The 22,103-nt window shown below is 64.7% G+C and carries 22 protein-coding genes, 1 pseudogene and 1 riboswitch; of the genes and pseudogenes, 12 read left to right on the plus strand and 11 right to left on the minus strand.

Going from position 1 to position 22,103, the window contains the following annotated elements:
• Nucleotides 1-51 precede the first annotated feature (51 nt).
• Nucleotides 52-1,674: an ABC-F family ATPase gene (locus tag JNK99_RS00490; protein WP_291847074.1), complete on the plus strand. Its 1,623-nt coding sequence runs from the start codon at nt 52-54 to the stop codon at nt 1,672-1,674.
• Nucleotides 1,675-1,725: 51 nt separating this feature from the next.
• Here JNK99_RS00490 and JNK99_RS00495 read toward each other — a convergent pair whose 3' ends face one another.
• Nucleotides 1,726-2,316 (minus strand): hypothetical protein, encoded by a 591-nt coding sequence (locus JNK99_RS00495; protein WP_291847077.1) that lies wholly within the window; start codon nt 2,314-2,316, stop codon nt 1,726-1,728.
• Nucleotides 2,317-2,649: 333 nt separating this feature from the next.
• Between JNK99_RS00495 and thrH the strand changes: the two genes are divergently transcribed.
• The 5 genes from thrH (at nt 2,650) to JNK99_RS00520 (ending at nt 8,606) form a co-directional block, all read left to right on the plus strand.
• Entirely contained in the window at nt 2,650-3,276 is a 627-nt protein-coding gene (gene thrH, locus JNK99_RS00500; protein WP_291847079.1) for a bifunctional phosphoserine phosphatase/homoserine phosphotransferase ThrH, read from the plus strand.
• Nucleotides 3,277-3,282: 6 nt separating this feature from the next.
• Nucleotides 3,283-4,155 (plus strand): formyltetrahydrofolate deformylase, encoded by an 873-nt coding sequence (gene purU / locus JNK99_RS00505; protein ID WP_291847081.1) that lies wholly within the window; start codon nt 3,283-3,285, stop codon nt 4,153-4,155.
• A gap of 73 nt (nt 4,156-4,228) precedes the next feature.
• The gene (locus tag JNK99_RS00510; protein ID WP_291847083.1) at nt 4,229-6,175 is read left to right on the plus strand and encodes an ATP-binding cassette domain-containing protein; all 1,947 of its coding nucleotides are present in this window, start codon (nt 4,229-4,231) and stop codon (nt 6,173-6,175) included.
• 40 nt (nt 6,176-6,215) lie between these two features.
• On the plus strand, nt 6,216-6,635 hold the full coding sequence (locus JNK99_RS00515; RefSeq protein ID WP_291847085.1) for a hemerythrin family protein: 420 nt from the start codon (nt 6,216-6,218) through the stop codon (nt 6,633-6,635).
• A gap of 213 nt (nt 6,636-6,848) precedes the next feature.
• Complete coding sequence (locus tag JNK99_RS00520) at nt 6,849-8,606, plus strand: sensor domain-containing diguanylate cyclase (protein WP_291847086.1); 1,758 nt, start codon at nt 6,849-6,851, stop codon at nt 8,604-8,606.
• A gap of 44 nt (nt 8,607-8,650) precedes the next feature.
• Here the strand turns inward: JNK99_RS00520 and JNK99_RS00525 are convergent, their stop codons facing one another.
• Genes JNK99_RS00525 through JNK99_RS00535 form a run of 3 tightly spaced genes read right to left on the minus strand, consistent with a single transcriptional unit; the run spans nt 8,651 to nt 12,304 of the window.
• Nucleotides 8,651-9,430, minus strand: a complete 780-nt coding sequence (locus JNK99_RS00525) for an ABC transporter ATP-binding protein (protein ID WP_291847088.1) — start codon at nt 9,428-9,430, stop codon at nt 8,651-8,653.
• 1 nt (nt 9,431) lies between these two features.
• Complete coding sequence (locus JNK99_RS00530) at nt 9,432-10,421, minus strand: iron ABC transporter permease (protein ID WP_291847090.1); 990 nt, start codon at nt 10,419-10,421, stop codon at nt 9,432-9,434.
• A gap of 11 nt (nt 10,422-10,432) precedes the next feature.
• Nucleotides 10,433-12,304 (minus strand): TonB-dependent receptor, encoded by a 1,872-nt coding sequence (locus JNK99_RS00535; protein ID WP_291847093.1) that lies wholly within the window; start codon nt 12,302-12,304, stop codon nt 10,433-10,435.
• Between the two features lie 125 nt (nt 12,305-12,429).
• Nucleotides 12,430-12,638, minus strand: a riboswitch (cobalamin riboswitch).
• Nucleotides 12,639-12,777: 139 nt separating this feature from the next.
• Between JNK99_RS00535 and JNK99_RS00540 the strand changes: the two genes are divergently transcribed.
• Complete coding sequence (locus JNK99_RS00540; RefSeq protein ID WP_291847096.1) at nt 12,778-12,978, plus strand: hypothetical protein; 201 nt, start codon at nt 12,778-12,780, stop codon at nt 12,976-12,978.
• 12 nt (nt 12,979-12,990) lie between these two features.
• Complete coding sequence (locus JNK99_RS00545) at nt 12,991-13,323, plus strand: cell division protein ZapA (protein WP_291847099.1); 333 nt, start codon at nt 12,991-12,993, stop codon at nt 13,321-13,323.
• Nucleotides 13,324-13,626: 303 nt separating this feature from the next.
• On the opposite strand, the gene JNK99_RS00550 is transcribed toward JNK99_RS00545, so the two are convergent.
• From JNK99_RS00550 to JNK99_RS00580, 7 genes are all read right to left on the minus strand, one after another.
• Entirely contained in the window at nt 13,627-14,430 is an 804-nt protein-coding gene (locus JNK99_RS00550) for an SDR family oxidoreductase (protein WP_291847102.1), read from the minus strand.
• Between the two features lie 2 nt (nt 14,431-14,432).
• Nucleotides 14,433-15,986: an AMP-binding protein gene (locus JNK99_RS00555; RefSeq protein WP_291847105.1), complete on the minus strand. Its 1,554-nt coding sequence runs from the start codon at nt 15,984-15,986 to the stop codon at nt 14,433-14,435.
• A gap of 37 nt (nt 15,987-16,023) precedes the next feature.
• Nucleotides 16,024-16,881: an alpha/beta hydrolase gene (locus JNK99_RS00560; protein WP_291847123.1), complete on the minus strand. Its 858-nt coding sequence runs from the start codon at nt 16,879-16,881 to the stop codon at nt 16,024-16,026.
• 193 nt (nt 16,882-17,074) lie between these two features.
• A complete protein-coding gene (locus tag JNK99_RS00565) occupies nt 17,075-17,686 on the minus strand; it encodes a cytochrome b/b6 domain-containing protein (RefSeq protein WP_291847108.1) in 612 nt (203 codons plus the stop codon).
• Between the two features lie 85 nt (nt 17,687-17,771).
• Nucleotides 17,772-18,104, minus strand: a complete 333-nt coding sequence (locus JNK99_RS00570; RefSeq protein WP_291847110.1) for a PepSY domain-containing protein — start codon at nt 18,102-18,104, stop codon at nt 17,772-17,774.
• A gap of 183 nt (nt 18,105-18,287) precedes the next feature.
• Nucleotides 18,288-18,596, minus strand: a complete 309-nt coding sequence (locus JNK99_RS00575; RefSeq protein WP_291847112.1) for a chaperone modulator CbpM — start codon at nt 18,594-18,596, stop codon at nt 18,288-18,290.
• Between the two features lie 3 nt (nt 18,597-18,599).
• Nucleotides 18,600-19,562, minus strand: coding sequence for a DnaJ C-terminal domain-containing protein (locus JNK99_RS00580; protein WP_291847114.1), 963 nt, complete (start codon nt 19,560-19,562; stop codon nt 18,600-18,602).
• Between the two features lie 155 nt (nt 19,563-19,717).
• On the opposite strand from JNK99_RS00580, the gene JNK99_RS00585 reads away from it, so the two are divergent.
• The 4 genes and pseudogenes from JNK99_RS00585 to JNK99_RS00600 all read left to right on the plus strand — a co-directional run.
• Nucleotides 19,718-20,149, plus strand: coding sequence for an Hsp20/alpha crystallin family protein (locus JNK99_RS00585; RefSeq protein ID WP_291847125.1), 432 nt, complete (start codon nt 19,718-19,720; stop codon nt 20,147-20,149).
• Nucleotides 20,150-20,161: 12 nt separating this feature from the next.
• Nucleotides 20,162-20,536, plus strand: a complete 375-nt coding sequence (locus JNK99_RS00590) for an Hsp20/alpha crystallin family protein (protein ID WP_291847116.1) — start codon at nt 20,162-20,164, stop codon at nt 20,534-20,536.
• Between the two features lie 446 nt (nt 20,537-20,982).
• Nucleotides 20,983-21,288 carry a hypothetical protein gene (locus JNK99_RS00595; RefSeq protein WP_291847118.1) on the plus strand — a complete coding sequence of 102 codons (306 nt, stop codon included), beginning with the start codon at nt 20,983-20,985 and terminating at the stop codon, nt 21,286-21,288.
• A gap of 117 nt (nt 21,289-21,405) precedes the next feature.
• Nucleotides 21,406-22,103, plus strand: a pseudogene (locus JNK99_RS00600) (hypothetical protein); the annotation flags it as partial.

The following is a 22,103-nucleotide window of genomic DNA, read 5'->3' on the forward strand; positions in this document are numbered from 1 at the left end:
GGGGTACAATGACACCCTTTTGCAACCTGATGATTTCACCGAGGTTTCTTCGTGCTCGTCGCCAACAACATCACCATGCAGTTCGGGGCCAAGCCCCTCTTCGAAAATGTCTCGGTCAAGTTCGGCGAAGCTTATCGCTACGGACTGATCGGCGCCAATGGCTCCGGCAAGTCGACCTTCATGAAGATACTCGCCGGGGAACTCGACCCGACGGCCGGCAACATCTCGAAAGACACGCACGAACGGATGGCCTACCTGCGTCAGGACCAGTTCGCGTTCGAGCAGCAGCGGGTGATCGATGTGGTGATGATGGGGCATGAGGAGATGTGGGCCTGCATGCTCGAGAAGGACGCCATCTACGCCAATCCCGAGGCCAGCGAAGAGGATTACATGCACGCCGCCGACCTCGAAGCCCGCTTTGCCGAGTATGGCGGCTACACCGCCGAGGCGCGCGCCGGCGAACTGCTGCTCGGCGTCGGCATCCCGGCCGGACAGCACTTTGGCCCGATGAGCGACGTTGCACCCGGCTGGAAACTGCGCGTGCTGCTCATCCAGGCGCTGTTTGCCGACCCGGACATCCTGCTGCTCGACGAACCGACCAACAACCTCGACATCTCCACCATCCGCTGGCTCGAGAACGTGATCAACGAGCGCAACAGCACGATGGTGATCATTTCACACGACCGGCACTTCCTCAATCAGGTCTGCACGCACATGGCCGACCTCGATTATGGACGAATCACCGTCTACCCGGGCAACTACGACGACTTCATGGAAGCCTCGACACAGGCCCGCGAGCGACAGCAGAGCGCCAATGCCAAAGCCAAGGAACGGATCGCCGAGTTGCAGAGCTTCGTGCGCCGCTTTTCGGCCAATGCCTCCAAGGCCAGGCAGGCCACCTCCCGCCTGAAACTGATCGACAAGCTCAAACCCGAGGACGTCAAGCCGTCGTCGCGTCAGTACCCGTGGATCCGTTTCGAGTTCGACGAGAAGGAGAAGCTGCATCGGCAGGCGGTGGAAATACAGAACGTCGGCTTCGGCTACCATGGCGCCGGGCGGCAGATCTTCAACAAGCTGGACCTGACGCTCAACGGCGGCGAACGCCTGGCGATCATCGGCGAGAACGGGGTCGGCAAGACGACCTTGCTGAAGCTGCTGATGGGCGAGCTGCAATCCCAGCGGGGCAGCATCAAGTGGGCCGAAAAAGCACGTCCCGGCTATTACGCGCAGGACCACGCCCGCGACTTCAACAGCGACATCAGCCTGAGCGACTGGATCGCCGGTTACGCGCGCAGCAATGCGAACGACGGCGACGACCTGGCGACCCTGATCCGCGGCACGCTCGGCCGCCTGCTCTTCTCGGGCAATGAGGTGCACAAGGCGGTGAAGGTGATCTCGGGCGGCGAACAGGGGCGGATGATCTTCGGCAAGCTGATGCTCATGCGGCCAAACGTGCTGGTGATGGACGAACCGACCAACCACCTCGACATGGAATCGATCGAGTCGCTCAATACCGCGCTCGACAAGTTCAAGGGAACGCTGATCTTCGTCTCGCACGACCGCGAGTTCGTCTCCTCGCTCGCCACGCGCATTCTCGAAATCCGCAGCGACGGAAAGGTGATCAACTACCTCGGCAACTACGAAGAATACCTCGCCAGCCAAGGCATCGCCTGAGACCAAGCGGCAGCGCGACGGGCGCCCGGCAAGCCGCGCGTCGAACCGGATTCAGTTGAGCGAACTGGCCGCCGGCTTGTCGCCTTGCGGCGTTACCTTCTTGGCTGCACGCTCGGCATCGGCCCGCGCACGCTTTTCCAGTTTGGCCTGCCGGCGCGCCTGCTCGGCGGCCGTCTTCTGGCGGCCCTCTTCCGCCTGCCTGGCCTTGTCGGCCAGTTTGCGCTCGCGCTCGGCCGCCTTGGCGGCCTGCTCGGCGCGGTAGCGCTCGCCGCGCTCGCGCTGCTCGGCCTCGCGCTGCGGCTGATCGGCCAGCCCCTGCTTCTCCCTGGCCTCGAGTTCCTGGTGTCGCGCCTGCCGCTCGAAGTCGCGGGCCGGTTGCTCGAGCTGGCGCGCCTCGACGATGGCTGCCGTGCGCCGCTTCCTGGCTGCTTCGAGGCAATCATTGACCAGAAACTTGCCATAACAGCGATTCTCCTCAGCCTTGTATTCCCGCTCGGCCGCCGTGCGCATCGACTCGGCCCGCGCCCGCTGCGCCTTCGCCTCCTCCAGCGTTTGCGGCACTTCAAGCGGCGACGCAGGCGTTTCGGCCCGAGCCATGTCCCCCATCAGCAGGACAACCAACAGCAAACCAACAGCACGCATCACTTCTCCTTGCCGACACCCAGGGCCAGTCCCCGCCAGCGCCCTGCCGGCAGCGGGCAATGGTCCGGCCTCCACCCGATCCCGTTTACAGCCGTACACTATAAGCGACCTGAGCCACAGGCGGCGGGCGCTGGCGTGCTGATCGGCAATTATGTCCTGAGCGAGCAGCGGGGCACGGCCCGGTGATCGCTCCAGTGAGGACGGACCGCGTGCCGGGACCCTGGGCCGGAATATTGAACGTCGAACGCCGGCCAGCCGCATCCGGCGATGCAGGCCGGGCGGATTTGGTAGAATCGCGCCTTCCGTTCACCCCTCATTCCCTGGGAGCTTGCCGTGCAAATCGTCTGTCTCGACCTGGAAGGCGTACTGGTCCCCGAAATCTGGATCGAATTCGCCACTCGCACCGGCATCCCGGAGCTGCGTCGCACCACTCGTGACGAGCCAGACTACGACAAGCTGATGAACTACCGCTTGGCGATCCTCGCCGAGCATCGGCTCGGGCTGCCGGACATTCAGCAGGTGATCGCCGACATGGGACCGCTCGACGGCGCGCGCGACTTCGTCGATGGATTGCGCGAGGACTATCAACTGATCATCCTGTCCGACACCTTCTACGAATTCGCGCATCCGCTGATGCGCCAGCTCGGCTGGCCGACCCTGTTCTGTCACAGCCTCCAGACCGACGCGGACGGCCGGCTGCTACGCCACCATCTGCGCATGCCCGACCAGAAGCGCGAAGCGGTGCGTCGGCTCAAGGAACTGTGCTTCACCGTGGTGGCGGCCGGCGATTCGTACAACGACACGGCGATGCTCGGCGAGGCCCATGCCGGCATCCTCTTCCACCCGCCGGCCAGGGTGATCAGCGAATTCCCGCAGTTCCCGGTAACGCACTCGTACGCCGAGCTGCGCGCCGCGATCGACCGGGCCTTCGGCGCTTGCGCCGTGCGCCGCGGCGGCTGACGCACGATGTACGCCAAGCGCTTCTATACCCTGTCGGGATCCTGCCCGGACCAGATCGGCATCATCGCCCGCGTCTCCGGCTTCATCGCCCAGCATTCCGGCTGGATTCTCGAATCGAGCTACTACGCCGACGACGGCGACGGGGAGGAGGACGGCCGCTATTTCATGCGCATGCAGGTGCGGGCCGATTCACTGCCCTTTCACCTCGCCGAGTTCCGCCAACGCTTCCGGCCGCTCGCCGAAGAACTGTCGATGGAGTGGAAGATCAGTGATTCGGCGGTCAAGCGGCGCGTCGTGATCATGGTCAGCAAGCAGGAACATTGCCTCTACGACCTGCTCTCGCGCTGGCAGTCACGCGAGCTCGACATCGAAATCCCCTGCGTCATCTCGAATCACGACGTCTTCAAGGCTTTCGTCGAGTGGCATGGCATCCCCTTCCACTACGTGCCCGTCAACCCCGACCATCGGGCCGCCGCGCACGCCGAGATTAGCCGCATCTACGAGGAGGTCAAGGGGGACACCATGGTGCTCGCGCGCTACATGCAGATCCTGCCACCCGAGCTGTGCGAGCGCTACCCCAACCAGATCATCAATATCCACCATTCCTTCCTGCCCAGCTTTGTCGGCGCCCGCCCCTATCATCAGGCCTACCAGCGCGGCGTCAAGCTGATCGGCGCGACCTGCCACTACGTCACCAGGGAGCTCGATCAGGGCCCGATCATCGAACAGGACGTGATCCGCATCGACCACTCCGATTCGGTCGAAGACATGGTGCGCTACGGCAAGGACATCGAGAAGGCCGTCCTGGCGCGCGGCCTGCGCTATCATCTCGAAGACCGCGTGCTGGTACACGCCAACAAGACGGTGATCTTCCGGTGAACCTGGGCAGCGCGACCCATCCCGGCAGCCCGGCGGGCTGCCTGCCGGGCGCGGCGCGACGACCGCCGGCCCGATGATCACGCTGAGAAACGTCGGCCTGCGCCGCGGCAGCAAGATTCTGCTGGAAAACGCGTCGGTCACGATCAATCAGGGCGATCGAGTCGGCCTCGTCGGTCGCAACGGCGCCGGCAAGTCGACCCTCTTTGCTCTGCTCGACGGCAGCCTGCACGAAGATAGCGGCGAACTGGCGCGGCCCCTCGACTGGCGTCTGGCGCAGGTTTTGCAGGAGATGCCGGCAACCGGTGAAACTGCCACCGCTTTCGTCGTCGCCGGCGACAACACGCTGCGCGCTGCGCGCCGGGAAGTGGAGATGGCCGAAGCGGACGGCAACGGCGACCGCCTGGCGCACGCCTATCTGGCCCTGCACGACGCCGGCGCGCACGATGCACAGGCGCGCGCCCAGTCGTTGATCCTCGGCCTTGGTTTCAAGACCGGAGAACTCGAGCAGCCGGTGGACAGTTTCTCGGGCGGCTGGCGGATGCGCCTGCAACTGGCGCGCGCGCTGATGTGCCCGTCCGACCTCCTGCTGCTCGACGAACCGACCAACCACCTCGACCTCGATGCCCTGGTCTGGCTCGAGAGCTGGCTCAAGCGTTATGCCGGCACCTTGCTGGTGATCAGTCATGACCGCGAATTCCTCGACGCGGTGACCACGGTCACCCTGCACCTCGAGCAAGGTAGGCTGACGCGTTATGGCGGCAACTACAGTACCTTCGAGGAAACCCGGGCGCAGCAGATCGAACTGCAGCAGAACGCCTACCTCAGGCAGCAGGACCGGATCGCCCATCTGCAGGGTTTCATTGCACGCTTCAAGGCCAAGGCCACCAAGGCCCGGCAGGCACAGAGCCGGGTCAAGGCACTCGAACGGATGGAGCGGCTGGCGCCCGTGCTGACTAGCGCCGATTTCAGCTTCGAGTTCAAGGAACCCGTCAACCTGCCCAACCCGATGCTGGTCATGACCCATGCCAGCTTCGGCTATCCGCCGCCGGCCGCGGCGCCGGCCGGTACGCCGCCCAGCGTCATCGTTCGCCAAGTCAGCAGGTCGGTCATGGCGGGCCAGCGTATCGGCATCCTGGGCGCCAACGGACAGGGCAAGTCGACCCTGGTCAAGACCATTGCCCGCGTGCTCCACTGCGTCGATGGCAGTCTCAGTGAAGGCAAGGGACTGAACATCGGCTATTTCGCGCAGCAGGAACTCGACGTTCTGCGGCCGCACGAGACGCCCTTGCAGCACCTGGTCCGCCTGGCCAGGGAGCACCCGGCGGCCGGTCAGAGCGACCGCGAGCAGGACCTGCGCAGTTTCCTCGGCACCTTCAATTTCAGCGGCGAGATGGTCAAACAGGTGGTCGGTACCCTGAGCGGCGGCGAAAAGGCGCGCCTCGTCCTGTGCATGATCGTCTGGCAGCGCCCCAACCTGCTGCTGCTCGATGAACCGACCAACCACCTCGACCTGACGACCCGCGAAGCACTGGCCATGGCGCTCAACGAATTCGAGGGCAGCGTGCTGCTGGTCAGTCACGACCGCGCGCTGCTGCGTTCGGTGTGCGACGAGTTCTGGCTGGTGACGCGCGGTGGTCTGCAGGACTTCACCGGCGACCTCGACGACTACCAGCGCTACCTGCTCGAGGAAGCCCGGCGCCATCGTGAAAGCCTGCGCGAAGCGACCAGGGGCAGCCGGGAGGCCCGGCGCGAGCCACCGCCAAGTGCGGCGACCCGCAAGAGTGCGGGCGAGCTGAAAAACGCGCAACGCGAACTGGGCCGCGTCGAAAAGAACCTGCTCGACCTGCAGGGCGAACAGCAGGCACTCGAAGCGCGCCTGTCGACGCCGCTGCCGGCTCAGGAGCTGGCCGCTCTGGGTCGGCGGCTGAACCAGATCGGCGGCGAGCTGTCCTCCCTTGAGGATCGCTGGCTGGCATTGTCCGAACAGATCGACACGGTTGCCCGCCCGGTCGCATCGTGAGGTGGTCGGCCTCCCCTTGTTGTTTCACATGGAGCGAATCATGACATTTGAGTTGGCCGAGTGGTCTGCCAAGATCGAGGTGGGATTGCCGATGATCGACGCCCAGCATCGGCAATTGTTCGATCTTGCCGCCACCTTCCGTGGCGATGGCGACCAGATCAGAATCCTCAAGTCGCTCGCCATGTTGACCGAGTACGTCAAGGTGCACTTCCGTCAGGAAGAGGAAATGATGGCGGCCTGCCATTACCCCGACCTGGAGACACATCGGCGGCTGCACGGGGAATTTCGCCGGATGCTCTTCGATCTGCTCGAGAACGCCAAACAGATGACGCTCGACGAGATTGCCGACGAAGTCCAGTATCTGATCAACGGGTGGTTCTACAACCACATCCTGGTCGCCGATTTCGACTATGTACCGAGCGTCAGGAAAGCTGCAGCCCCCGCTTCACAGCCCGAATGACCGCCGGCCATCGGCCCTCGAGCAATGGCCGCTGCGCTTCTCGCGTGACTTCCATCACCATCACTGACCGCTTGCTGCACTAGGATGCACGGCATCGGGCTTCGCCCAGTCCTGGCGCCGAGACGCCCAGGGACGCGCGCTGCCGCAAGACCGTAGCGACGCCCTGCTCCCCCGCCGGCATGCTTCATGCCGCCCTGCTGAAGGCGAAGGCCTATGAAGTTGTTGCAATCCCTGTCGTTGCGGCAGATGCTCACGGTGCCGTATGTGCTTCTCGTTTTGCTGCTGGCCGCGGCAATCGGCGCCTTGTCGTATTCGGCGGGACGGCTCGCCGTCGACACCCTGTCGAACCAGTTGTTGTCGGAGATGGTGTACCGCGTGGCACAAGCGGTGGAGCGCCACGTGTTCGGCTCCGGTGCGGTGCTCGAAACCGCTTTTCCGGCCGGCATCCCGGCGCCCGACAACGTCAATGACGACGTCGATAATCTGCGCACGCGCTTCTGGCTGGCCACCTCGGTACATCGCGATCCGAACAACTACGCCTACTACGGCGACCGTCACGGCCAGTTTTTCGGACTCTGGCGTCACTCGGACAGCGAGGCCGAACTGCGCCTGCGCACCACCGGCGGCGGACCACGGACGATCTACCGCTTCAGCGGAATCGACGGCAGCTTGCGCGCCCCGGCACAGGAAGCACGCATCTTCGAGCCGCGCGAGCGGCCGTGGTTCCAGGCCGGTCAGCGTACCGCCCTGCACACCTGGACTGCGGTATACATCGACTTCAAGACCGAGGAACTGGTCGCCACGCGCGCCCGCCGGGTCAACAACGCGAAGGGCGAATTCCAGGGTGTCGTCGCCACCGATCTCTCGCTACAGCACGTCAACGACTTTCTGCGTTCGCTCAAACTGTCGGCCAACGGCATCGCCTATGTCGTCGAGACCGACGGCAATCTGATTGGCACCTCGCGCGGCCCACACCTGCGCCAGGATGCCACCGGAGGCAATGCCCGGCTCAACGTGGAAGCCAGCAACGACCCGCTGGTAGTGGCCAGTTATCGGGAAATCGCCAAGCTGCTGCACGCCTCGAATCACGGTTCGCAGCCGCGCACCGCGGTCTTCGAGACGGCTGACCGGCAACCGGTCGAAGCCGCCTACGCCCACATCCAGGATGCAGCCGGCCTGGACTGGATCATCGTCATCGCCGTGCCGCGTTCCGACTTCCTGGCCGGCGTGACGCAGAACTTCGAACGCACCGTGATCCTCGCCCTGCTGGCCTCGCTGATGACCGTACTGATCGGCTTCATGGTTCTTTCGGTGGTGGCCGGCGACCTCAGGCAACTGGCGGTCGCCGCGCGCAGCGTCGGTGACGGTGACCTCAATGCGGCTTTCGACGTGGCGCGCAGTGACGAGATCGGTGACCTGGCCAAGAGTTTCCGGGCCATGCAGAACAAACTGCTGCGCGACCGGCTGACCGGCCTGGCCAACCGCGAAGCCTTCCTGCGCCGGGTCGATGACCGCCTGGCGCGGCAGGCGGCGTTCACCGAACCGCACCCGTTTGCCATTCTGTTCATCGACCTCAACGATTTCAAGCACATCAACGACCGCTTCGGCCATGATGTCGGCGACAAGGTGCTGCAGGAGATGGCGCAACGCATGCTCGGCGGGCTGCGCAGCCGGGATCTGGTGGCGCGCTACGCCGGCGACGAATTCGTGGTCATGCTCGATGCGGTGCACAACCGCCACGACGCCGAAAGCGCCCGCGCCAACCTCGAACAACTGCTGCGCACCCCCCTGCTGGCGGTCGATCCGGCATCGCTGGCAGCGAGCGCCGGCGCCGCGGTCGGTCTGGCCTTGTACCCGGACGATGGAAAGGATGTCGAAACGCTCGTCCAGCACTCCGATGCCGACATGTACCGCCGCAAGCAGGCTCGCCAGCCAATGATCGCGGCCGCGCCGGACGACCCCTCGCCCTGAACGGCAACCTGGCCACCAGTGGGGAGCAACCGCCGCCGGCAGCGCTAGGCCGGCATGAACCAGCGCAAGCCCTGATCGGTCACCTCACGCAGCGGATAACCGTAAAGACGGCTCAACGAGTCGCTGCTGATCGCCTCGTCGCACGTGCCCTGCTCGACGCGCCCGTCGTCGAAGAGGAGCAGCGCGTGCGTGCAGAAGCGCAAGGCCAGGCCGGGCTCGTGCAGCACCATCACGCAGGCGACCTGCCGTTCGCGAGCCAGCGCCACGAGCAGTTCGAGCGTCGCCATCTGGTGATTGAGGTCGAGGTGCGCGAGCGGCTCGTCGAGCAGGTAAAGCCGTGGCGCCTGGGCAAGCAGGGTGGCAATCGACAGTCTTTGCCGCTCACCCCCCGAAAGGGTTTGCACGTCACGCCGTTCGAGCTCGGTCAGGCCAACCGCCGCCAGCGCCTGCCGCGCCAGGCGGACATCCCGCTCCGACTCCCAGTCCCAGCGCGCCAGATGCGGATGACGCCCGACCAGCGCGGTCTCGAGCACGGTTGACGAGAAGGTCTCGCTGCGGTCCTGCGGCAGCCAGCCGCGCAGGCGCGCACTGGCACGCGCCCCGAGCTGCTCATAGCGCGCGCCATCGACCAGCACCTCGCCCGCCTGCGGCTGGCGCAAGCCCGCCAGGACCGACAGCAGGGTCGACTTGCCGGCCCCGTTGCGGCCCAGGATGGCGACCCGATCCCCGCCGCGCACCGTCAGTTCGAGATCGCGACAGAAGCTGCGGCCGGCCAGACCGACACCGAGCGCGCGGGTGCGCAGGAGGGGCGCGGGCTCGCTCATGTCAACGCCGGGCGGGGGCGGCACGGCTCAGCAGAAACAGGAAGACCGGCACCCCGATCAGCGCCGTGAGCACTCCCACCGGCAGTTGCTGCGGTGCGACGATGGTGCGCGCCAGCGTATCGGCCACCACCAGCAGGCTGCCGCCGGCGAGTGCCGAGGCCGGCAACAGCAGACGCTGATCGTTGCCGGTGGCGAGGCGCACGAGATGCGGCACGATCAGTCCGACGAAGCCGATCGCGCCGGCATGGGTGACCGCGGCGGCAGTCGCCAGTGAAGCCAGCAGGTAAACGCCGCGGCGCAGCGGGCGCACCTCGACGCCCAGCGCCTGAGCGAGGTCGGCGCCGCGCGCCAGCAGATTGAGTTCGCGGGCAAAGGGCAGCGCGACCAGCAGGACGACCACGAGCAGTACCATCACCAATTGCGGCTCACCGCTCTGCGACAGGTCGCCCATCAGCCAGAAGAGCATGCCGCGCAGGCGATCATCGGGAGCAATCGCCAGCATCAGCGTCACCACAGCACCACAGCCGGCGGCAACGATGACCCCGGTAAGCAGCAGGCGCGACTGCGTCCAGCCGCCCTCCCCGTGCGCCAGCCCGAAAACCAGCAGCATCGCGCCCAGCGCGCCGACGAAAGCCAGGCCATTGACCCCGCCAGCCCCCCAGCCAAGGACGATCGCCAGCAGCGCGCCGATACCCGCACCGCCCGAGATACCGAGTACATAAGGATCGGCCAGCGGGTTGCGCAAGAGCACCTGGAGCAGTGCGCCGGCCAGCGCCAGGAGGCCGCCACAGGCAAAGCCGGTCAGCGCGCGCGGCAGGCGCAGGCTGCGTACCACCTCGCCGGCCACGCCGTAATCGTTCCCCCACAGGGCGGCCAACACCTCGCCGGGGGCGAGCGAAAGGCTGCCCACCATCAACGCCAGCACGATGCTGGCCTGCGCCAGCCCGAGCAGGGCGGCGAGGATCAGCAAGGCACGGCGGCGGGTGGGCATCGGCGCTCCGCTTACCTGGGCGTGTAACGCAGCCCGACAAAGACGTTGGCCCCGGCGGTGGCGTAGTCGTTGGCTGTCTGGTAGTCCTTGTTGAAGATGTTGTTGGCCCGGGCGAAAAGCGCCCAGTCACGCTGCAGCCGATAATCGGCATAAAGATTGACCAGACCGTAACCGCCCAGTTCGATGAGGTTGGCCGGGTCGTCGTAACGCCTGCCAACCAGTTTCCACTCGGCGCGCAGGTCCCAGTCGCCCAGGGTTCGCGTCAGGTAACTGCTCATCTGATTCTCCGCCCGCCGGGCCAGCAGATTGCCCTGGTTCGGGCCTTGCCCCTCGTTGCGTGGATCGAGAAAGTCGACCGCGACGCCCAGCCCCCACTCGGCGAAACGTCCGTCGTAGGTCAAGGTGGCGCCACGCAGCGAAGCCTTGCTCACATTGACCGGGGCGTAGGTCGGCGGCCGGTACTCGATCAGGTTGGAAACCTGGTTGTCGTAGAACACCGCGGCAAAACGCTGGCCGGCCCGTTCCCAGTCGATGCCGAACTCGGTGTTGCGGGCCGTCTCCGGCTTCAGATCGGGATTGCCGCCGGCAAAAAAACCACTGGCGGGAAAGTACAGCTCGTTGAAGGTGGGGGCCCGGAAAGCCGTGCCATACGAGATGTGCGCCCGCCACTCCGGGGTAAACTGGTAACCATAGCCCGCCGAACCGGTGGTTTCCCCGCCAAACTGGGAATTGTCGTCGCGTCGCAGGTTGAGCTGCAGCCGGTGCCGATCGATGCTGGCATTCCAGCCGGCGAGCAGCGAGTTGATCGTCCGCTCGCTGACCGTGTAGTCGGTCGAGCTGGAGACCCTCTGCTTGTTGTACTCGTAGGCGAGCAGCGCTTCGCCGATCGGCAGCCTGATGTCGTTCTGCCAGGACAGCAGGTCCATGTTGGTGCGAAAGGTGCTGGTACGCTCGCTGCCGGCATAGTCCTTCAGATCATCGATACTGCGGCCCACCCGCAGGGTACTGGTCCACGCCTCGAGCAAGCGGTTGCGCGTATAGATCGAATAGGTCGAGACCGTTTGTTCGCTATTGTAGTTCTTCGCCGCGCCGAGTGCGCTGAAGTCGTTCGAGTCATATTGGTTGGTGCCGTTGCTGGCCAGCAGATTGAGCCCGATCTCCTGCCCTTTCGCCGGCCGTAGTGCAAAATTGGCGCTCAGGTTGCGATTCCAGTAGCCGTCGCGATCGGCGTTGTAATACAGATTCTTCCGGTTGCGGATGGTGTTGAAACCGTCGGTGTTGAGGTAGGCCGCCTGCACGCTGTAGGAAACCAGCTCGCTACCACCCGCGATGCCGACGGTGGTATCGCTGGTATTGTACGAACCGTAACCGGTACTCGCATTCACACGCGGCGGACCTTCGCCCCGTCGGGTGAAGATCTGGATCACGCCACCGATGGCGTCGGCCCCGTAGAGCGATGAAGCGGGACCACGCAGGATCTCGATCCGTTCGATCTGATCGAGCGGGATGCGCGACAGCGTCGGACTGCCGGTCGTCGCCGAGCCGATCCGCTGGCCATCGACCAGCACGATCGACTGATTGCTGTTGGCACCACGAATGAAGATGCTGGCATTGCTTCCCGCGCCACCGTTCTCCACATACTGGATCCCCGGCTGTCGCGCCAGCAGTTGCGCCAGGGTCGATTCCCCGGCCTGCTCGATCTCTTCACGAGTGATCACCGACACATCGCTGGTCAGTTCGTTGGTGCGGGTTGCCTGCCGGGTGGCGGTCACCACGATGGGGTCGAGTGACTGATCGGCGGCGTGCGAAGCCACCGGGAACAGCGTGGCCAGGCCGACGGTGAGCGTGACGGCAGAGCGGGCACGCCTCTTCTTTGGATGCATGATGGATTCTCCCTGTTGCCGACAAGCGTCCCCGCAAACCGGCGAGCCATTAAGGCGGAACTGCGCAAGGGAGAACAACATGCGAAAACGCACGGCGTCAGGTGTCCGCCTCCCCGCGGCACTTCCGTTCAGTGTTGTGCGCGGGCCGGTATCCGGGCTCGCGAGTCTTGACCTGTCGCCTTCCCAGGCTCTCGCCCAGTGGCATTTCGACACGCCCACACTCGCTTACCGTTGCGGGGGCAGCACAGGCATGGTGTTACGCGAACACGCACCTGTTTCCCGTTGAACCGCTGCAGCATCGCTGCCAGGCGGCACCCTGCACGATCTCTGCCGCCGCTGGGCGACGACAGAGGGCATGATTATAGCCTGTCCGGCCAGACGCGCCACAAAAAGGCGGCTGACGCACCAAACGCCCGCAAGAAGAGCGGCTTACGCCTTGACCGGACAATGGGGTTGAATCTATAGTCTGGCCCATGCTGAATGAACTCACCGCGCTCGAAAGCAAGGTTGCTCAGGTCGTCGCGCTCTGCCGCTCGCTGCGCAGCGAGAATGACGGACTCCGCGAACAGCTGACTGCCGCCCAGGCCGACCGTGACCGCCTTGCCGAGCGCATGGCGGCTGCCTGCGCGCGGCTCGAACTGCTCGCCCAGCAACTGCCCGAAGCGAAGGGCTGAAAACCCGACCCCATGCTCAACGAAACCAATTTTCTCGATATCACCCTGCTCGGCAGGGAATATCGTGTCGCCTGCCCGCCCGATCAACGCGTCGCTCTGCTTAGGGCGGCAGGCCATGTCGACGGCAAGATGCGGGAGATTGCAGAGAAGACCAGGAACAACATCGCCGAACGGCTCGCGGTCATGGCAGCGCTGCAGATCGCCCACGAGCACCTCGGTCTCAATCAGGAACTGCCCGCCGACCATCAGAAAATTGAATTGGAAATAGGGCTGGACATGGATGAGCTTAGAGGTAGAATCTGCTGCATGGAGGCAGAGCTTGATGCAGTGCTGCAGTCGGGGTAGTTGCCGATGCCAGCCTCCAAGAGAGTTCCCTGCGGTGCTTGTTAAGGTCATAGATTCCTTGAACCAATGCAAATTGGCATTGGTCGCGGACCATAGAAACCGCTGTTGTGTGTGCCCCATGTCGGGCGTACCTGATGCGGAAGGGAAGTGACCTAACTGAACCCAGGTTCAGGATGCCGGCCTGACGGCACTCGTGGGGACAAGACAAAAAAGCGCGGAGCCATCGGTTCCGCGCTTTTTTGTGCCGCTGATTTCTGCCGTTGACGCATTCTCCAGGCGACGTCTGAGAAACCGGCCACCCGGCTAGGCGAAGCGCGCCGACAGTCCGCCATCGACCAGCAGTTCGGTGGCGGTGACGTACTTGGCCTCGTCCGAAGCCAGAAACAGCGTAGCGTAAGCGGTATCCCAGGCGTCGCCCATGTGGCCCAGCGGGCATTGCGCGTCACGCGTACGGATCAGGTTGGCAATATCGCCCTCCGCGCCGTAGACCCGGGTCAGCGCCGCGTGAACCAGCGGCGTGTTCATCAGGCCGGGCAGCACACAGTTGGCGCGAATCCCCTCGGTGGCGTGCCGGATAGCCATGGTCCGGGTCATTGCCACCATCGCCCCCTTGCTCGCGGCGTAGAAGCCGTAGTTGACGCCAGCCCAGCCGAGCACCGCTACCGAGGCGTTATTCACGATCGCTCCGCCGTGCTGGCGGATCATCACCGGCAGCACGTGGTGGCAAGTCAGGTAGACACTCTTGAGGTTGACCGCCATCAAGCGGTCCCAGGTCGCCTCGTCGAGTTCGGCCGGACCGCCGACAACGGCAATGCCCACGTTATTGACCAGAATGTCGATCCGCCCGAAGCTGTCGAGCGCGCTCGCCACCAGTCGCTCAACGTCGGCGTCACGGGTCACGTCGGCCACCACGGTGATTGCCGTGCCACCCTCGCGGGCAATGATCTCCTGCGTGCCGGCACCCGCCTCGGCGTCGATATCCACTCCGACCACCCGCGCGCCCTCGCGTGCGAAGAGCACCGACATCGCCTTGCCGTTGCCCCACCCCGGCCCCACCGAGCCGCTGCCAGTGATGATCGCCACCTTGTCCTGCAATCTTCCACCCATGCTCAGTTCCCTCCTGACTCGCTCCACCGGCGCCGCAACTCGATTTTCAGGACCTTGCCGTAATTGTTCTTCGGCAGTTCGGCGACAAAGACATAATCCTTCGGGCGCTTGAAGCGCGCGATCGACTCCAGACAAAGGTGGTCGAGTTCCTCGCGCGGCGCCGACGCCCCGGGCCGACAAACAATGAAAGCAACCACCTCCTCGCCCCACTCCGTGCTCGGCCGGCCGACCACCGACACCTCGGCCACCGCGGTGTGGCGCAGCAGCACCTCCTCGACCTCGCGCGGATAGATGTTGCTGCCGCCGCTGATGATCACATCCTTGCTGCGATCCTTGAGCGTCAGGAAGCCGTCGGCATCGAGACTGCCGAGATCGCCAGTATGCAGCCAGCCGCCGCGCAGGGTGGCGGCCGTCGCTTCCGGGTTGCGCCAGTAACCCTGCATCACCGTGTCGCCGCGCACCAGCACCTCGCCGCTCTCCCCGACAGGCAGCGGCCGGCCATCGGCATCGGCGACGATCACTTCGACGACGCTGTGCGCGACGCCGACCGAGGCGAGACGTTCGAGATGGCGCGCATGGCCGCGGTCGGCGAGATGCCGACGGGCGAGTGCGGTAATCGTCATCGGGCTCTCGCCCTGCCCGTAAATCTGGACCAGCCGGTTACCCAGCACTTCGAGCGCCCGCCGGATGTCCGCCAGGTACATCGGCCCACCCCCGTAGACGATGGTCTTGATGCCGCTGCAGTCGGCCGCCTGCTCCGCCACCTGGTCGACCAGGCGGCGCACCATGGTCGGCGCGGCAAACAGTGACACCTGGCCGAAATGGCGCGCCAGGACGAGGATCTCCTGCGGGTCGAAACCGCCCGAGGCGGGAACGACGTGGCGCGCCCCGACCAGCACATGGACCAGGCTGTACATGCCGGCCCCATGCGACATCGGCGCCGCGTAGAGGATGCTGTCGGACGGCATCGCCTGATCGACATCCGGCAAGTACGAGAGGGTCATCGCCAGCAGGTTGCGCTGCGACAACATGACCCCCTTCGGCCGGCCGGTCGTGCCTGAAGTGTAGAACAGCCAGGCCAGGTCATCCGGCGCGCGCGGCGTGACGGTAATCGCCTGTCCGCCGGCGAGTTGCCGGTAATCGGCATCATCGACCGCGACGATGCGCAGGCCAGGCACACTGTCACGCCACAAGCCCGGGTCGTGCTCCGCTGTCCCCGCCGCAGCCTGTCCGGTGCCGACAAAAAGCAGCGACGTTGCGGAATTCTCGAGGATGAAAGCGACTTCGCGCGGATGCAGCTTGTGATTGATCGGCACCACGACCAGACCGGCGTGCCAGATGGCGAAGAGGAGTTCGAGATATTGCGGGCAGTTGGCCATCAGCAGCGCGACGCGCGCGCCGACCGGCAGCCCGAGCCGACCGCGCAGGCCGCCGGCGATGACCGCCGCCCGCCCGGCCAGCTCGGCGTACGAAGACAGTTCGCGCTCGCCGAGCGCCACGGCTGCCCGCTGCGGAAAGACGCGGGCGGTACGCGCAAGCAGATGGGCCAGATTCATCGCTGGAGGGGTGCCGGTCCTGCCCGGCGCCCGCCGCTCAGCCCTGATCGGCGAGCAGGAAGTCCTGGACGATGCGCACCTGCGACTCATCGAGGAACATCGGAGCATGCCCCACTCCCGCCACCTCGACCAGTTTCGCCCCGGGTCCGCGCGTGCTCATCTCGGCCGCCGTATCATGCAGCAGAATGTCCGACTGAACGCCGCGCACTACCAGCGTCGGGCAGCGAATCGCGTCGTACATCGGCCACAGGCTGATTTCCTTGGCCTCGAGGAAAGCCTTCTGGTACGGCTGGGCGATCGCCGGATCGTAGTTCACCTCGAAGCCACCACCCGGTTTCGGTCGCATGCCAACCACGGTCATGTAGCGCCACTGCGCATCGCTGAGGTTGCCGAACGGTGCGCAGACGAGACGAACGTAGGCCTCGGCCTGCGCCAGGTCGGGAAAATCGGGGGCCTTGCCGAGGTATTCACCGATCCGCTGCAGAGCCTCCAGGGCGATCACCGGCCCGACGTCGTTGAGCACCAGGCGTCGGATCGGCGAGCCCGGCAGGCTGCAGAGAAACATCCCGATCAGGCCACCCATCGAGGTCCCCACCCAGTGAACGGCATCCACCCCCAGGCGAGCGATCAGCGTCATGATGTCGTTGGCGTAAACCGGCAGCGCGTAGTCGTCGGAAAACGGCAGGCGATCGCTGCGCCCACGGCCGACGACGTCCGGACAGACCACCCGGTAATCCTCGGCCAGTGCATTGGCCAGCACATCGAAGTCGCGTCCATTGCGCGTCAAGCCGTGCACGCAAAGCAGGACACGCGGGTTGGCCGGATCGCCCCATTCGCTGTAGACCATCCGGTGCAGGCCATGCGGGCCGAGACACTGCACCGAACCCTCGCGCATCTCCTTGATGGCCCCGACAGGCTGCCCTCGCCGCGAGCTCACCACCAGTTCATCGAAATCCTTGAGTATCGCCATGATTGCACCCCGTTGTCGTTTACAAAGCCCTCTGTCTCGCAAGAGTATCCTCGCTTCCAACGAACGAAGTCAATTGCCCCCAGGCGACAAGCCCGCCTTCCAGCAGCACCGGCCCACCTCAGGCGCGTTTGCGCCCGGTGATCATCGCCCGGACGAGATTCTCGCGGTGCAGCAGACTCTCCCACAGAACGCCGACCAAGTGCCCGGCGATCAGCAGCAGGGTGAAGTTGGTGGCAACCTCATGCGCCTCCTTGATCCAGTCGATCAGCGCCTCGCTGCTCCCGACGAGCAGTCCGGCGAACGGCCCCAGCCCCTGGTCGGCAGCGTACAGCGCCAGGCCAGTAAAGACCGTCGCGGTCAGACCGAGGAGCAGTGCGACGATCATCGCTCCACCCGCCGGGTTGTGTCCCAGGTAGCGGCGGGCACGCAGCGTCAGCACCTCCCTCAGATAGGCGAGGACCACTGGTGGACTGAAAACGAAGTCGCTGAAGCGGGCGTGGGACGATCCGACAAAACCCCACAGCAGGCGAAACGACAGCAGACCGGCAATCGTGTAACCCGCCGAAACGTGGACGAATTGCATCACTTCGCCGTCGAAGCGATCGGCCAGCCCTTCGAACAACTCGCCCTCGGAAAACCAGGCGGCGCAGAAACCAAGCAGTAGGGTCCAATGGAACAGACGGACCAGGGGGTCCCAGACGGGAAGCTCATCGACATCGTTCACAGGCATCGAAATCACCGAAAAAAACCTCTCTGCCGGCAGCAGAGAGGTGAAGGAGGGAATCAGGACGTTCAGGACCTAGCAGGGCTGGTGCTCACTTGCTTTCTTCAGAGATCAGCGCACCGGTCTTGATTTCATAATGCACTTCCCACTTCTTGCCGTCGCTGCCGTTGATCTTCACTTCCCAGGTCTGCTTGCCCTTCTTGGTATCCTGATAGGCCTTGGTGACTTCGCCCGGGTGCGCCTTGACGGCCATCTCGACCGCCTGTTCCTTGGTGATTTCGCGTGCCGGAGCAGCCGCGGTGGCAACCGGTGTTGCACCGGGCGGCGTGGTTGCCGCCTTGCTGTCGGCAGCGGAAGTGGTGCCGGCCAGGCTGGCGGCAATGATCAGGAAAGCGGCGGAGCAGAAGGTGACTGGCTTGTTCATTCGATAGGTCTTTCGTCAAGAATGGCAGGAAAACTGGATTCAATGGAATGTGGGCCTGCGGTTCGCCAACCGGCCGGCCGTCCCGTGCAAGGACGGACGCCGCAAGCACGGGCGAGACTTTAGGACGCCAAGCTTAAGCGAGTCTTAGCTCCTGGCTGCCCGTGGCGCAGGTCGCAACACGCCTCAGCGTGATCCGCTTTCCTCAACGCGGGCGCGCAGGTCATCCAGCTCTTCCAGCAAATCGGCCATCAGCGCCGCCAGTTCCGGCACGGCATCGAAGTCGCGCTCCAGTTGTCGCATACGCCGGGCGCGCCGCAGACTGGTGCTGGAGAAGCACCAGACGCCGGCAACACTCTCGGCGTGTGGAAAAAGCCCTTCCTCGATGTGCCGCAACAGCCAGGTCGGTTCGACGATACAGGCCGCCGCCACCTGTTCAAGCGTCAGCCAACTGTTTTCCATCAGGCTGCCAATCAGGATCTCCTCGTCACGCATGGCTTATACCCTCCCTTCCTGGCGCGGGTCGAAGGCCAGTTCGCGCGCCATGTTTTCATAAAGCGCTCGCGCCCTAGCTGTATTGGCCGGTGGCAGCACCACCTGGATGTCGAGCAGCAGGTCGCCCGCCGCACCGCCCTGCGAGACCGGAATACCCTTGCCGCGCACGCGCAACTGGCGGCCACTTTGCGCCCCCTCCGGAATGCGCACCTTGACACTGCCGGCCGGCAGATCGACCGCCAGCACCGCACCCAGGGCCGCCTCCCAGGGGGTCACCGGCAGACTCAGGTGGAGATCCCGCCCCTGCACGCGATAGCGTGGATGTGGCCGGAAACGCACTTCGAGCAGCAGATCGCCGGGCGGCGCACCGCCGCCGCCCGGCGATCCCTGTCCGGCCAGGCGAATGATCTGCCCGGCATGGACGCCCTGCGGAATTTTCACGTTCAGCGTGCGCGTTTCCAGCGTCAGCCGCCCCTGCACATCACTGCGTGGCGCGCGCAGCGAGATCTGGCGGGTCGCGCCGGTGAACGCGTCCTCCAGATCGAGCAGCACCTTGGCATGATGATCCTCGCCGCGCGCCGCGAAGTGGGCGTGCTGGCCACCGCCGAAACCCGGCGCGCTGCCCATGCGGCCGAACAACTCGGCGAAGAAATCGGAAAAATCGGTCGCCTCGCCCGGCGAGAAACCGCGCCCCGAGAACTCGAAGCCGGCGTCCCAGTCGGGTGGCGGGTGAAACTCCTGGCCCGGCTGGTAGCCACGTCCCAACTGGTCGTAGGCGACACGCTTCTCGGGGTCCGAGAGCACCGCGTTGGCTTCGTTGAGTTCCTTCATGCGCGCTTCGGCGTCGGCCTCCTTCGACACGTCCGGATGATACTTGCGCGCCAGCTTGCGAAAGGCCTTCTTGATGTCATCCGCCGTGGCCTCGCGCGGCACGCCCAGAATCTGATAATAATCCTTGAATTCCATGCCTCGTCCTCGATCTGCAGAGCCAGAGATAAACGATAGCAAATAGTGCCGCGACCGTGACAAATCAAGATATTGAAGTTCGCCGCACCGCCCCCACGTAGGCAGTCAAGCGCCACCCCTGGCGCCTCTCACCAACCGATGGAGGATTCGACATGATGTACCGCTCCCTATTTCCCCGCGATGCGCTGGCGGAACTGGATCGGCTGCAACGCGAGATGCAGCAGACTTTCCGTCTGTCGCCCAGCATTCGCGGCATCGCCCGCGGCGGCTTTCCGGCCATGAACGTCGGCGGCACCCAGCAGTCTGTCGAGATCTACGCTTTCGCACCGGGCATCGACCCGGCGACACTCGACGTGCAGATCGAGAAGGGCGTGCTCACCGTTGCCGGTGAGCGCAAGCTGACCGCACCCGGCGAAGACGCCACCGTGCATATCGACGAACGTTTCGCCGGCCGCTTCCGGCGGGTCGTCACACTGCCCGACGACATCGATCCCGCTGCGGTCGACGCCAAGTATCGCGACGGCGTGCTGCGCATCAGCATCGCCCGCAAGCAGTCGGCACAGCCACGCCGCATCACCATTCAGTAAGGAGGATCGAACATGTCCGACAACAACGCAGTCAAGAAACAGGCGAGCGGCGACGAGGCGGCCCTGCTGCCGCCGGTCGACGTCATCGAGGATGCGTCGGGAATCACGCTCTACGCTGACCTGCCCGGCGTCCCGAAGGACAAGCTGCACCTGCAGGTGGAAGCCGACACGCTGACCATCGAAGGCGAGATCGATCTCGAAATGCCTGCCGGCATGGAGGCCAGCCACGCCGAGGTCAACCTGCCGCGCTACCGGCGCGTGTTCACCCTGTCCAAGGAACTCGACGCCAACAAGGTCGGCGCCGAGTTCAGCCAAGGAGTGCTCAAGCTGACCATCCCGAAGGCCGAGCACGCGCAACCACGCAAGGTCGAAGTCAAAATCCTCTAGACCACCCATGCCGCCGGCCGCCATGCGGCCGGCGATCTTCTGCCGGCGAAGGGCTTCCCTTTGAGCGGCAAACAAGTCCGGCTGCTGGTCCGCGGCAGGCGCAATGGCGCATAATCACTCCTGCCATGAGCGAACAAACGACCCCCTGGACCAGTCCTCCTCCCGGACGCGGCGCAGCAGCGGGCCGACGAAATCCGCCTCTTCCACGCCGAACCGGCATGCCTCGAGGCGGCCGGCGTGCTCGGCCTCAGCGAAACCAACAGCAGGCGCTGACCGCCTACCACGAAACGCTGCTCGTCCTCTAAGCCGGCGACTACGACATCGACCACGACAAGTGCAGCCGCCAGCTCTCGCTCGGCCTGCGCATCGCCTCCTTCCTCGGCGCCCTAGTGCTGGCGGCCAGCGTCTTCTTGCTCTTCTAGCAGTTCTGTGGTCACTTTGGCGAAATGGCGCAGCTCGCCATCCTGGTCGGCACCACGCTCGCTGCCCTCGGCCTGACGGTCCGGCTGCAAGGGCACGACGCCAGCGGCTACTTCAGCAAGCTGGCCGCCTTGGTCGATCTGTGGGCCATCCACGACTGGCTGGGCAGCCAGCGCAAGGCGGTCGACGAGAAGTATGACTTCCGCCATTCGCAGCTCATTTTCGTCTTTGCCCGACTGCTGCGCGAGGGGATGATCGGCAAACAGGATCTGGCCAGACTGACCGAAGAGAAGCGACGGCTGATCCGTACCCTGGCTTTTGGCTTCGCCTGATCGGAAAAGGTGCTTTGCAGCCCGGCAAACGTTGCGCCGCATCATCTGAATTCGGTATGATCAGCGGGAGGATTTTCCAGCGCACTTTCCACCCAAACACTCCTACGGAGCTCGATCATGGCAAAAGCCGAAAAGGTAAAGAAAGCGAAAAAAACCGAACAAGTCGAAGCAGTCGAACAGCTTGCGGAGGCAGCGCCCCCCCCCGAATTCGTCAAGATCACCAAGGTCGTCGGCCGGCAGATCCTCGACTCGCGCGGCAACCCGACAGTCGAGGTCGACATCACGCTCGACAACGGTTTCATGGCCCGCGCGGCGGTTCCGTCGGGCGCTTCGACCGGCGAGTTCGAAGCCTGCGAACTGCGCGACGGCGACAAGAAGGTCTATCTGGGCAAGGGCGTGCTGAAGGCCGTCGAATCAGTCAATACCAGGATCGCCAAGCTGCTCAAGGGCAAGAATCCGCTCAACCAGCGCGAACTCGACGAGGCGATGATCGCTCTCGACGGTACGCCGAACAAGTCCAGTCTCGGTGCCAACGCGATCCTCGGTGCTTCGATGGCGATCACCATGGCTGGTGCCAATGTCAGCAAGCTGCCGCTCTGGAAGTACATCGGCAAAATCCACAAGAACCGCGACTTCTCCTTGCCGACCCCGATGGCGAACATCATCAACGGCGGCAAGCACGCCGACAACCTGATCGACTTCCAGGAATTCATGATCATGCCGGTCGGTGCCGCGAGCTTCTCGGAAGGCCTGCGCTGGATCACCGAGGTCTTTCATGCCCTGAAGTCCATCCTCAAGAAGGGTGGGCACGTGAC

The sequence above is a fragment of the Accumulibacter sp. genome (assembly GCF_016789985.1).
Classification (GTDB): domain Bacteria; phylum Pseudomonadota; class Gammaproteobacteria; order Burkholderiales; family Rhodocyclaceae; genus Accumulibacter.